This window comes from Mesorhizobium sp. ORS 3428, from assembly GCF_001854785.1.
Taxonomy (GTDB): domain Bacteria; phylum Pseudomonadota; class Alphaproteobacteria; order Rhizobiales; family Rhizobiaceae; genus Mesorhizobium.
Genome location: NZ_MDFL01000156.1, coordinates 1 through 12776 on the forward strand (window position 1 = coordinate 1; position 12776 = coordinate 12776).

10 protein-coding genes are annotated in these 12776 nt (G+C 62.3%); 9 read left to right on the forward strand and 1 reads right to left on the reverse strand.

Annotation, left to right across the window (positions count from 1 at the left end):
* The 6 genes from ORS3428_RS26030 to ORS3428_RS26055 all read left to right on the forward strand — a co-directional run.
* Window positions 1-324, forward strand: a 324-nt coding sequence (locus ORS3428_RS26030) for a glutamate synthase-related protein (protein ID WP_244508103.1), incomplete at its 5' end; no start/stop codon positions are given.
* 24 nt (window positions 325-348) lie between these two features.
* Window positions 349-1692 (forward strand): type III glutamate--ammonia ligase, encoded by a 1344-nt coding sequence (gene glnT / locus ORS3428_RS26035; RefSeq protein WP_071101155.1) that lies wholly within the window; start codon window positions 349-351, stop codon window positions 1690-1692.
* Window positions 1693-1771: 79 nt separating this feature from the next.
* Entirely contained in the window at window positions 1772-3025 is a 1254-nt protein-coding gene (locus tag ORS3428_RS26040; protein ID WP_071101156.1) for a sarcosine oxidase subunit beta family protein, read from the forward strand.
* Between the two features lie 17 nt (window positions 3026-3042).
* On the forward strand, window positions 3043-3348 hold the full coding sequence (locus tag ORS3428_RS26045; protein WP_071101157.1) for a sarcosine oxidase subunit delta: 306 nt from the start codon (window positions 3043-3045) through the stop codon (window positions 3346-3348).
* A gap of 47 nt (window positions 3349-3395) precedes the next feature.
* Window positions 3396-6407, forward strand: coding sequence for a sarcosine oxidase subunit alpha family protein (locus ORS3428_RS26050; protein ID WP_071101176.1), 3012 nt, complete (start codon window positions 3396-3398; stop codon window positions 6405-6407).
* Entirely contained in the window at window positions 6400-7020 is a 621-nt protein-coding gene (locus ORS3428_RS26055; RefSeq protein WP_071101177.1) for a sarcosine oxidase subunit gamma, read from the forward strand. The genes ORS3428_RS26050 and ORS3428_RS26055 overlap by 8 nt, the downstream gene beginning before the upstream one ends.
* A gap of 285 nt (window positions 7021-7305) precedes the next feature.
* On the opposite strand, the gene folD is transcribed toward ORS3428_RS26055, so the two are convergent.
* Window positions 7306-8199, reverse strand: a complete 894-nt coding sequence (gene folD / locus ORS3428_RS26060) for a bifunctional methylenetetrahydrofolate dehydrogenase/methenyltetrahydrofolate cyclohydrolase FolD (protein WP_071101158.1) — start codon at window positions 8197-8199, stop codon at window positions 7306-7308.
* A gap of 378 nt (window positions 8200-8577) precedes the next feature.
* On the opposite strand from folD, the gene ORS3428_RS26065 reads away from it, so the two are divergent.
* The 3 genes from ORS3428_RS26065 (at window position 8578) to ORS3428_RS26075 (ending at window position 12744) form a co-directional block, all read left to right on the forward strand.
* Window positions 8578-9213 (forward strand): response regulator transcription factor, encoded by a 636-nt coding sequence (locus ORS3428_RS26065; protein ID WP_071101159.1) that lies wholly within the window; start codon window positions 8578-8580, stop codon window positions 9211-9213.
* A gap of 145 nt (window positions 9214-9358) precedes the next feature.
* Window positions 9359-9796 carry a hypothetical protein gene (locus tag ORS3428_RS33405; RefSeq protein ID WP_071101160.1) on the forward strand — a complete coding sequence of 146 codons (438 nt, stop codon included), beginning with the start codon at window positions 9359-9361 and terminating at the stop codon, window positions 9794-9796.
* Between the two features lie 254 nt (window positions 9797-10050).
* Entirely contained in the window at window positions 10051-12744 is a 2694-nt protein-coding gene (locus ORS3428_RS26075) for a phosphoenolpyruvate carboxylase (RefSeq protein WP_071101178.1), read from the forward strand.
* The last annotated feature ends 32 nt before the right edge of the window (window positions 12745-12776 follow it).

Sequence of the window (12776 nt, forward strand, 5' to 3'; positions counted from 1 at the left end):
CCGCGCTGGGAGGAAGAGTACCAAAAGCTCGGCACCACCGCCGGCGCCTATGACGACTGGCACGAGGGCAAGGACCCGGCCGGCATCACCACGCAGGATCCCGAGCTGATGAAGCGGGTCGAYCCGATCGCGGCCGGACGGCGGCTGGCCAACTATCTCAAGGTGATGACGCTGGAGGCGCAGACGATCGCCCGCGCCTGCGGCAAAAACCACCTGCACAATCTCGAGCCGGAAGATCTCTGCGCGCTTTCGATCGAGGCGGCGGCCATGGCCGGTGTCCCTCTGGCGGGAACGACCTGGATACCGGGGCAGGGCGGCTTCTAAAACCGAAGATTGGGAGGAGTAGACATGAACAAGGCCTTTGAAGCCAAAATCGATCATTCGGAAGGGGCTGATCTCCAAGAGTTCGCAAGGGTTCGCGGCGTCAAGTACTTCATGGTCTCGTACACGGATCTGTTTGGCGGCCAGCGCGCAAAGCTGGTTCCGACGCAGGCGATCGCCGACATGCAGAAGGAGGGCGCCGGCTTTGCCGGCTTCGCAACCTGGCTCGACCTGACGCCGGCGCATCCCGACATGCTGGCGGTGYCGGACCCGGCTTCCGTGATCCAGCTGCCGTGGAAGCCGGAAGTCGCCTGGCTTGCTTCGGACTGCCTGATGGAAGGCAAGAGCGTCGCTCAGGCGCCGCGCAACACCCTGAAGCGGCTTGTTGCCGAAGCCGCCGAGGAAGGCATGCGCGTGAAGACCGGCGTCGAGCCGGAATTCTTCCTGGTCACGCCCGACGGCAAGCAGATCAGCGACGAGTACGATACGGCGTCGAAATCCTGCTACGACCAGCAGGCGGTGATGCGCCGCTATGACGTCATCGCCGAAATCTGCGACGCCATGCTCGACCTTGGCTGGGGCCCGTACCAGAACGACCATGAGGACGCCAACGGCCAGTTCGAGATGAATTGGCAATTCGACGACGTCCTGGCGACAGCCGACAAGCACTCCTTCTTCAAGTTCATGGTCAAGTCGATCGCCGARAAGYACGGCCTGCGCGCGACCTTCATGCCGAAGCCCTTCCAGGGCCTGACTGGCAGCGGTTGCCATGCCCATATCTCGGTATGGGATCTCACCRGCAAGACCAATGCTTTCGCCGACAAGGAAATGGAGTTGGGTCTGTCGGAAAAAGGCAGGCACTTCCTGGGCGGCATCATGAAGCACGCCTCGGCGCTTGCTGCGATCACCAATCCGACGGTGAACTCCTACAAGCGCATCAATGCGCCGCGCACCATCTCGGGCGCGACCTGGGCGCCGAACACGGTGACCTGGACCGGCAACAACCGCACCCACATGGTGCGCGTGCCTGGCCCCGGCCGCTTCGAATTGCGCCTGCCCGACGGCGCCGCCAACCCCTATTTGATGCAGGCGGCCATCATCGCCGCCGGGCTCAGCGGCATCCGTAGCAAGGCCGATCCCGGCCAACGCAGCGACATCGACATGTACAAGGACGGACACACCGTCACGCATGGCGCCAAGCTGCCGCTCAATCTGCTCGACGCGCTTCGCGCCTATGACGGCGACGCCGAGCTGAAGGCTGCCATGGGCGAGGAATTCTCCGCCGCCTACATCAAGCTCAAGACTCAGGAGTGGAACTCCTACGCTTCGCACTTCACCCAGTGGGAGCGCGACAACACGCTGGACGTCTAGGCTTTTTTCCACGGCTCAGCGCCCGATCCGCGGATTGGGCGCTGGCCGAACCAACCGACATTTCGCCGGAATACACGCGATGAAATATTCGATCTTTTCGCTCGCCAAGGCTGCACTGTCCGGCCACAAAAGATGGACGCGAGCGTGGCGCGATCCGGCACCCAAGAGCCGCTATGACGTGGTGATCATCGGTGGTGGCGGTCACGGTCTTGCAACGGCCTACTTCCTTGCCCGCGAATACGGAATCCGAAACGTGGCAGTGCTGGAAAAAGGCTGGATCGGCTCCGGCAATGCCGGCCGCAACACCACCATCATCCGCTCCAACTACGGCCTGCCCGGCAATGTCGGCTTCTACGAGCTGTCGATGAAGCTGTGGRAGCGCATGGAGCAGGACCTCAACTACAACACGATGGTCAGCCAGCGCGGCATCATCAACCTCTATCACTCCGACGCGCAGCGCGACGCTTTCGCCCGCCGCGGCAACACGATGCRCATCAACGGCATCGACGCTGAACTCCTCGATGCGGTGCAGATCCGCAAGGAACTGCCGTTTCTGAACTACGACAATGCCCGCTTCCCGATCATGGGGGGCCTCCTGCAGCGCCGCGCGGGCACCGCCCGCCATGATGCTGTCGTCTGGGGCTATGCGCGTGCCGCCAGTGAAGGCGGCGTCGACATCATCCAGAACTGCGAGGTCACCGGCTTCGTGCGCGACGCCAACGGCAAGGTGACCGGCGTCGAGACCAGCCGCGGCCGTATCGGCGCCGGCAAGGTCGGCATGGCGGTTGYCGGTTCCTCGTCACGCGTCGCGGCGATGGCCGGCCTGCGGCTGCCGATCGAAAGCCATGTGCTGCAGGCCTTTGTCTCCGAAGCGATCAAACCGCTGATCCCGGGTGTCATCACTTTCGGCGCCGGCCACTTCTATGTCAGCCAGTCCGACAAGGGCGGGCTCGTCTTTGGCGGCGATATCGACGGTTACAATTCCTATGCCCAGCGCGGCAACATGCCGGTCATTGAGGACGTCTGCGAGGGCGGCATGGCCATCATGCCGATGATCGGCCGCGTGCGCATGCTGCGGCAGTGGGGCGGCATCATGGACATGTCGATGGACGGCTCGCCGATCATCGACAAGAGCCCGGTCAACGGCCTCTATCTCAATGCCGGCTGGTGCTACGGCGGCTTCAAGGCGACACCGGCATCCGGTCTCGTCTTCGCCCACCTTCTGGCGCGCGACGAGCCGCATCCGGAGGCAGCGCTTTTCCGCCTCGATCGGTTCCGCCGCGGCGCGATGATCGATGRAAAGGGCCAAGGCGCCCAGCCGAACCTTCACTGAAAAGCGAGTCTGGCGGAATGCGAATTGCATGTCCCTTCTGCGGTGAACGCGAAAACGGCGAGTTCACTTATCTTGGCGATGCCTCGCCCAAGCGGCCCAACTTCGCTGTCGATGGCGGGGAGAGTTCTGCTCGCGTCGAGGATGCGTTCTACGACTACGTCTATCTGCGCGACAATGTGGCGGGCGTCATGCGCGAGTATTGGTACCATGGCGGCGGCTGCCGCTCCTGGCTTGTGGCCGAGCGCAACACCATCACCCATGAGTTCATTTCCGTCACGRCAGCCCCCGGCGCGGGCGCGGCCGCGGCACGGACAGGAGAATGACCATGTCGGGCTATTCCCGATCCGAAACGCTCGCCCGGACCGCGCCGATGGAGGCTAACGTCCGTACAGGGGCCGCTGCCGCCAGCCAGTCGCACCGRCTACCCGGTGACGGCATCATCGACCGCCGGTCGCCGATCCAGTTTTCATTCGACGGCAAGACCATGACCGGGTTTGCCGGGGACACGCTGGCTTCCGCGCTGGTCGCCAACGGTGTCAAGCTCGTGGGACGGTCGTTCAAGTATCACCGCCCACGCGGTATTGTCACCGCCGGCTCGGAGGAGCCGAGCGCGCTCGTCGAGATGCGCACCGGCGCCCGGCGCGAACCGAACACGAGGGCGACCACGCAGGAACTCTACGATGGGTTGGTTGYGAACAGCCAGAACCGCTGGCCGTCGCTGCGCCGCGACTTCATGTCGATCAACCAATTGTTCGCCCCGATCTTCGTCGCCGGGTTCTATTACAAGACCTTCATGTGGCCGGCGAAGTTCTGGGAGGCAATCTACGAGCCGATGATCCGCCGTGCTGCAGGTCTCGGCAAGGGCTCCGGATTGCCCGATCCCGACCACTACGACAAGGCCTGGGCGCATTGCGACGTGCTGGTTGTCGGGGGCGGTCCCGCCGGCCTGTCTGCGGCGCTGGCCGCAGGGCGCGCGGGAGCGCGCGTCATACTTGCTGAAGAAGATCCCGTGCTTGGCGGTCGTCTGCTCAGCGAGAGCGGCGAGATCGACGGCCTGGATGCCAGGGAATGGCTCCGCCGCGCCACCCGTGAACTCGCTTCCCTAACCAACGTCCGGATCATGACCAGAACCGTCGTGTTCGGCGTCTATGACGGTGGCGTCCATGCAGCGCTCGAGCGCGTCAACGATCACGTTGCTGAGCCGGGCCTGCACCAGGTCCGCCAGCGGCTTTGGCGCATCGTTGCCAAGCGTTCGGTGGTGGCTGCAGGTGCAATTGAACGGCCGATCGTCTTCCCTGGCAATGATCGGCCAGGCGTGATGATGGCGTCCGCCGTCCGCACTTATGTCAATCGCTTCGCGGCCCTGCCGGGGAAGCGTGTGACGTTGTTTACCAACAATGATGATGGCTGGCGCACGGTCGAGACCATCGAGCGGGCCGGCGCCCACGTCGTGGCGGTGATCGATCCCCGCCGTGAGGTGCCGCCGCAATACCAGAGGCTTGTCGATACCTACGACCTGCGCGTGCTCGCCGGGGTCGTATCCGAGGTCAAGGGCGGCGTCGACGGTGTGCGAAGCATCGTTGCGAGCAATGACAAGAATGGCCTGACGCAGCGAATCGATACGGACTGCCTTGCCGTTTCGGGAGGGTGGAATCCGAATGTCGGTCTGTCATGCTTCCATCGCGGCAGGCCTGCCTGGCGGGAGGATATCGCAGCCTTCATGCCGGGGGACGCCCCAAAAGGCATGGTCATGGCCGGCGCTGCCAACGGCGCATTCTCGCTCGGCGCCTGCCTTCGCGAAGGTCACGGCGCCGGCGCCGCGGCGGCGGCCGACTGCGGCGCCGCCGGGCAGCCGGGAGAGGCATCGAAGGCCGAGGATGAAGTCTACGGCATCGCACCACTCTGGCATGTCAAAGGCAAGGGCAAGGCCTTCGTCGACTTCCAGCACGACGTCACGGCTTCCGACGTCACCTTGGCGCAGCGGGAAGGCTTCGAGAGCGTCGAGCATCTCAAGCGCTATACCACGCTCGGCATGGCCACCGACCAGGGCAAGACGTCCAACATCAACGGCCTTGCCATCATGGCGGAAGCGAGCGATCGCACCATCCCGGAGACCGGCACGACGATCTACCGACCGCCCTACGCGCCCGTCGCAATAGGAGCATTCGCCGGCCACCATCGCGACGAGAATTTCCACGCCACCCGGCTGACGCCGTCGCATCATTGGGCCGCGAAACAGGGCGCCGTGTTCGTCGATGTCGGGCTGTGGAAGCGTGCGCAATGGTATCCACGCCCCGGCGAGAAGGACTGGCTGGAGTCCGTGACGCGCGAAGTGCTGGCCGTGCGCAACGGGGTCGGCTTCTGCGACGTCTCCACGCTCGGCAAGGTCGACGTGCGCGGCGCGGATGCCGGCGTGTTCCTCGATCGCGTCTACATCAACAGCTTCTCCAACCTTGCCGTCGGCAAGGCGCGCTACGGGCTGATGCTGCGCGAAGACGGCATCGTCATGGACGACGGCACGACCTCGCGCCTGGCCGAGGACCACTATTTTCTCACCACCACCACGGCGAAAGCCGGGCCGGTGATGCAGCATCTGGAGTTCTGCCGCCAGGTACTGTTCCYGGAGCTCGACGTGCAGCTGACCAGTGCCACCGACCAGTGGGCGCAGTTCTCGATCGCCGGCCCGAACACCCGCAAACTGCTGCAGGCTCTGGCCGATCCGTCTGAGGATCTCACCAACGAGGGCTTCCCGTTCATGGGCGCGCGGGAGGTTAAGCTGCGCGGAGGTGTGACCGCACGCCTGTTCCGCATCTCGTTCTCGGGCGAAATGGCCTTCGAGATCTCGGTGCCGGCGCGCTACGGCGCGGCGATGGCTGAAAACCTGATGATCGCTGGCCGGCCCTATGGGGTGACGCCCTACGGCACCGAAGCGCTGGGCGTGATGCGCATCGAGAAGGGTCATGTCGCCGGCCCCGAGCTCAATGGCACAACCACGGCCGATGACCTCGGCCTCGGCAAGATGATGTCCAAGAAAAAGGACTTCGTCGGCCGCGTGATGGCCGGCCGAGAGGCTTTGACGGCTCYGAACCGGCAGGTGGTCGTCGGCATCAAGCCAGTCGACCGGGCACGCCRCCTGCGTTCCGGCGCCCACGTTATTCCGAAGGGGGYGATCCCTGGCCCGCAAACGGACCAAGGCTACGTCACATCGGTCTGCTTCTCGCCGATGCTCGATCAGTGGATCGGCCTTGGTCTGGTCGAACGCGGGCGCGAGCGTATCGGCGAGATTGTCCGGATAAGCGATCCTCTGCGGAACGAGGACTACGAGGCCGAGATCTGCAGCCCCGTCTTCTATGACCCCGAAGGAGTGCGCCAGCGTGGTTGATTTTTCCTGGAACACTCAATCACCGCTGGACAGCGCGCTCGCCCCCGGCCGCCACGGCGCGGCCGGCGCGCAGGTGGGCGTCACCCTCAAGGAGGTGCGCAACATCAGCTTGACTCAGGTCATGGCGCGGCGGGGCAAAGCAGCCGAGACCATGAAGACAGCCAAGAAGGTGTTCGGCGTCCAGCCAMCCARCACTCCCAACGCCGTAGTGGGTCGTGACGCAACGCTGATCTGGTCGGGCCCGGACYAGTTCATCGCCTTTTCTGCGCGACCGACAGAGGATCAATTTGCCAAACTGACAGAAGTCTTTGCTGGCATCGCTTCGCTCTCCGATCAATCAGATGGACGCTGTCTGATCCGCATAGGCGGGCCCGACGCCCGCCAGGCGCTGGCGAAGTTTTGCTCGTTGGACCTGGACGATGCTGCATTCCCAATTGGAGCCGCAGCGACGACCTCGATCGACCACACGGCGATGAATATTTGGCGCCAGGCCGACGGCTCCGACGGCCACGCCGTCTTCAACATGCTCGTTTTCACCACCTTCGCCGACAGCCTTTGGCACATGATCCTGGACTCCTCCCTCGAATATGGGGTTCAGACATCGGCGGCTTGAGGCGCGGCGGGACCAAGCGGAACCAGGCGGCGCCTTAAGTCCTTGTTTTGACACGAAGCTGACGGAGCCGGCCGCATCTCGGCCAGGACGCAACCCATCTTGCGAGCCTGTTCGCGACTGCGCATCGACCGCGCGTGCGCCGCTGTTGTGCTGATTTGATTTCGAAGCATACTTCGGGCAGCAGCCAAAAAAGAAGTCTTGGCACATTGTACCAAGACTTAGAGAAGGCGCTTCGTGGTCAAGCGCCTGGGGACGCAGGGAATCCTTAGGCCTCGAGCCAATCGACTAAATGCTTGGTGGTGTCCGGCCTGCCGCGCGGTAAGCCGACGCCAGCGTGTTGGCCATCAGAAGCGCGATCGTCATGGGACCGACGCCGCCCGGCACGGGCGTGATTGCGCCGGCATGTTCGGCCGCTTCCGAGTAGGCGACGTCGCCCACCAGTTTGGACTTTTCGCCGGCATTTTCACCGACCCGATTGATTCCGACATCGATAACCACCGCACCTGGCTTCACCCAGTCGCCCTTGATCATTTCGGGCCTTCCGACCRCCGCGACCAGGATATCGGCGCCGCGGCAGAGTGCGGCAAGATCCTTGGTCTGGCTATGGGCGATGGTGACGGTTGCGTTGGCATTCAGCAGAAGGTTTGCCATTGGCTTGCCGACAATGTTGGAGCGGCCGACGACCACGGCATTCAGGCCCGACAGATCCCGGCCGAGCGCACGCTCGATAAGGAGCATTGAGCCGGCGGGCGTGCACGGGACGAAAGCGGTCTTCAGTTCGCCGGTGCCGAGTTTGCCGACATTGATGAAATGAAAGCCGTCAACGTCCTTTTCGGCGGCGATGGTCTGGACGATCCTGCCGGCATCGATGTGGTCCGGGAGCGGCAGTTGTACAAGAATGCCGTGGATCGAGGGATCGGCATTGAGTTCCTCGAGCAGGGCGATGAGCTCGCCTTCCGAGATATCAGCCGCCAGCGCATGCTCGATGGAGCGAAAGCCGCACTCCTTTGCTTTCCTGCCTTTGGAGGAAACATAGACCTGACTGGCAGGATCGTGGCCGACAATGACCACTGCGATAGCGGGAACGACACCGGTGGCAGAGATCAACTGTTCGGTCGCGGCCTTGACCTTCGCAACCACGTCGCCCGCGGCTGCCTTGCCGTCAATCACATTCGTCACTCTGTCCTCCCAAGAGCGGGCGAGATAACAGGCCCAAACCCGGTCGGACACCGCCCTTTCGCTGACTTCTTCAGGCCCAATCTATAGCAAGGGCTCTGAACGACGGTCAACTCATATGCAAAAAAAATTCATGACAAGAAAAAACTGCGAACGAGAACCCCGGCTCGATCCGGTCAGACAATTGTACTGGAAGGAAAATAAAATTCATGATATGAATTTAGAATGCGCTATTCCACGACATCGGTACCGCGAGAACCCGAAGCAGGTCGGAGCCGCCGATCAATCGTGGAAGAAAGCAGGGGAGAAGATGCAGCGACCCAGGGCGTGCGCCTGCGTGCCGCCATGGTCGGTTCTGAGCATTGGGATCGAGCGATATCAATGGGCGGAGAGACAAGATTCAGGGTGTTGATCGCCGAGCGCAACCCGCTGGTGGTTGCTGCGCTGACGGATATGATCTCGCGGGATCGTCGCTTTGATCTCGTCGGCAATGTGYAGACCGGCGAGGCCTTTCTACGGGCGGCGTCCGCYGCGACCTCTCCATTCGATCTTGCCGTGGTTGGCTGGAAACTGTCCGACATGAACGGCGCCGGCCTGCTTACGGAAATGCAGCGGCRCAACCTCTGCGCGCGCGTCGTGATCTTTTCCAATGACCACGACGTGGCCATTCTCAGGCAGTGCGTGCGCCTCGGCGCCCAAGGGTTCTGCTACCAGTTCGACGACCCGGCGGTCCTTTTCGACACACTGGCCGCGGTCGCGCAAGGCCGGATTTGTATCCCCTATGTAGATGTCTCGAAAATCAACGACACGCCGCTTTCGCGGCTGACGACGCGCGAGAGAGAATTGCTGTCGGTTCTGGCCGATGGCTGGACCAATATTCAGATCGCAGCCCGCACAGGAATTTCCGAGAATACCGTCAAATATCACCTCAAAAATCTCTACGAAAAACTGGACGTGCGCAATCGGGCGATGGCGGTGGCGCTCTATGCTGGTGAAAGAAACCGCGACCGTCTTTGAGCTCAAGAAATTGTCGGCTGTTATCGGCTGCCGGCCTGCCAACCTAAGGCTTGGTCGATAAATTTCCTGCCTCAAAGCGCGTCGTGCCGAAACGGTTCAGGCGACAACATGCATTTGGGCGAGCAGGTGTTCTGAATATCTATACGTGCTCGGAAGCGCGACGGCACAGTCGAGCCGCTGGAGCGCACAAGGGTATCACAAGCCGCGCCGCTTCGGCGTAAAGTATGYGGTCGGCGGCGCGAACCACGCCCATGCCAACGATCGCGCCAAGAACGCCCTGCGTTCTGAGCGGCAGCAAATCGGTACAGTCGCTCATTCTGACGAATACACTGCTGATGGGTACCGGAACGCCGTGGATCTGGACGAAAGGCTCGTCGTCGCTCTCCCTCCACTCCTCGAGAGCTTCAAGTGCATCATGGAAAGCGTTCTGAAGGGTGATCGGAGCATGCCCTTCGAAGAGACCAGGAAGCACTTGCTGCACGTCCATATCCTTTCGTTCCGCATGATAGCGCCGGACAACAAGCGTATTCCGAAGCCGGCAATTTTTACCAAGGTGCAACATTTTTGCATCTTAGGCAAGTAGCATTTGCGGGCGAAACGCGCTGGACCAACKATTGGACGGGACCCTGATTTCTGCCTGGCCGGGTAGGTCCGGACACGCTTGCCGCTCACCATCCGGATTGGTCCCCGACCTACCCGATCGAATGGCAAATCTACCCGTCCGGGCGTTTTCAAGAAGGGAAAAAGCCTGTCTGCTTCCAAATGGCTTTCTTAGTTTCCCGAGGTGCCCGCCCTGATCGGCCATCCGGGACAACGCCTAGACGAATGGGTGCCGCTTTGGACGACAGCAGACTGCTCAGCTGTCACGAGGACGTCAGAAGCCTTCTGTTCAGGCTGCTGACCTCTGTCGTCAGCGAACGTGAACCCGGGATAGCCGGCGTTCCAGCCGGGCGCGTCAGCCTCGACACTCTCGCCGAAGCTCAGCGCATTCCTGCGCTCCAGGCAACCGGGATATGGTTCCAGCTCGTCGCCATCGCCAACGAATTGCTCGCGATGCGTTCACGCCGCGAACTCGAGCAGATGGGTGGCGCGGATGAGGTTATAGGCTCCTTCGCCAATGTCGTGTGCGAGATCGCCGCGGCCGGCTATCCGGCCGAGGAACTGCAGGCTGCCCTCGACAYGCTGAGCGTCGGGCCAACCATGACCGCCCACCCGACCGAGGCCAAGCGCGTCACTGTTCTCGAAATTCATCGGCGCATCTACCGCAAGCTCACTGAGCTCGAACAGCAGCGTTGGGCGCCGCGCGAGCGCGAGCAGCTGATCGACGATCTCAGAAGCGAGATCGAGCTATTATGGATGTCGGKGGAGTTGCGGCTTGAACGCCCCTCTGTCGATAGCGAGATTGCATGGGGCCTGCACTTCTTCCGGGAGGTGATCTTCGAGGCGACGCCGAAGATCTATGATGCCGTCGAGGAGGCGTTCGCCCGTCACTACCCGAAATACGATCTGAAGGTGCCGTCCTTCATGCGCTACGCGTCGTGGATCGGCGGAGATCGCGACGGCAATCCCAATGTCACGGCGAGGACTACCGCTCGGGCGCTCACGGAGTGCCGCCAGGCAGCCATTGGTTGGTACATTCAGCAGGTTCGCCGGCTGGTCACCGTGCTCAGCATCAGCGCCAATGTCGTCGACATCCCAGAAGACTTCAACAAGGCGCTAGGCCAGGCGTTGCATCGATCCGGCACGCCTCGGGAGATCATGGCGCGCAATCCGGGAGAGCCGCTGCGGCAGTTCGCGGMCGCGATGCTGGATCGCCTGCGGGCGATGCTCGGCGRGACGGCGRCMAAGCCCTATGCCCGGTCGGAGTTGTTCAAGGCAGATCTGCGGCACCTCGAAACGGTCCTCGCCAAGCTGGGGGGGCACCATGTTGCGCGGCGCTTCGWTCGCCCCTTGCGCCAGCAGGTCGAGACTTTCGGCTTTCGCACGGTCGCATTGGACATTCGCCAGAACTCGACGGTCGTCAATCGGGTGCTGTTCGAGCTTTTCAAGCATACGGATGCAGATCAGGCGCCTGTGCCCGACTCGCCACAATGGAGCCGCCGCATCCGCACGGCGCTCAGCACCGGCGAACAGCTTGTGATCGAACGGCAATCGCTTTCCGAAGAGGCGCGGGAGCTTGTCGAACTGTTCGACGTCATCCGCGAAGCCTCCGCAGGTGCGAACCGCGGTGCGATTGGCGCCTTTATCTTGAGTATGACGCGTTCTTCCGAAGATCTGCTGGCCGTTTATCTGCTTGCCCAATATTCCGGTATGGCCACCGCGCTCGACGGCAGCGGAGCGATTGCGCTGCGCGTCGTGCCGCTTTTCGAGACTATCGCTGACCTGCGCGCCGCGCCCGATGTTCTGGATCAGCTTCTTTCAGTCTCGATYGTGCGTCGCTCCCTGCGCGACTTCGGCAACCGGCAGGAAGTGATGCTGGGATATTCCGACTCCAACAAGGACGGCGGTTTCCTTGCTTCAAATTGGGAATTGAACAAGACGCAGAGACGCATCCACGCCCTCAGCCAGAAGCGCAAGATCACCATCAGCTTCTTCCATGGCCGTGGCGGCTCGGTCAGTCGGGGCGGTGCGCCGACCGGACGAGCGATAGCCGCCCAGCCTGCCGGCACAGTCGGCGGGGCTATGCGGGTGACCGAACAGGGCGAGGTCGTGTCGTCGAAATTCGCAAATCGCGGCACCGGGCTCTATCAGCTCGAGATCCTTGCCGCGAGCGTCTTTGCCCACACCGTCAAGTCACACAACGAGGCTGAGCTCAAGGAAATCCCCGAATTCAGCGAAGCTCTTGAGGCTTTGACCGGCATGTCGCAGGCGTCCTATTCGGGCCTTATCAACGAGCCGGGCTTCATCGACTATTTCAATCAAGCAAGCCCGGTGGAAGAGCTGTCGCTTTTGAAGATCGGTTCGCGTCCGGCCCGCCGCTTCGGCGCCCGGGACATTTCCGATCTGCGCGCCATCCCCTGGGTTTTTGCCTGGAGCCAGAACCGGCATCTGCTGACCAATTGGTACGGCATCGGCAGCGCGCTCAATTCCTTCCTCACTGTTCGCGGCAACGCCGGGTTGGAATTGCTCAGGCAGATGTTCGAAYGCTCGCGCTTTTTCCGCCTCATTGTCGACGAGGTCGATAAGGGACTTTACCAAACCGACATGGAAATCGGCCGGCTCTATGCCGGTCTGGTGYAGGACCAGGACGTAGGCGAACGGATCTACCGCAAGATCGCCGCCGAATATGCTTTGACGCGCAAGACCATTGCCGAGATCAACGGCGGCCTGAAGGTTTCGCAGCGCTTCCCGGYCTTCAAGCAGCACTTCGACCGGATCAGGCCGCAGCTCGACGGCATACATCGGTTGCAGGTGCAGCTTTTGCGCGAAGTCCGCGCGCAGGACGGCGCGACGGCCAAGCCAAAGCGTGCAGTCAACGCGCTTCTGCTTTCAATCAACTGCATTTCAACCGGCCTTGGCTGGACCGGGTGATCACAATCCTGGCGTCGCGCCGCAAGGGAGGA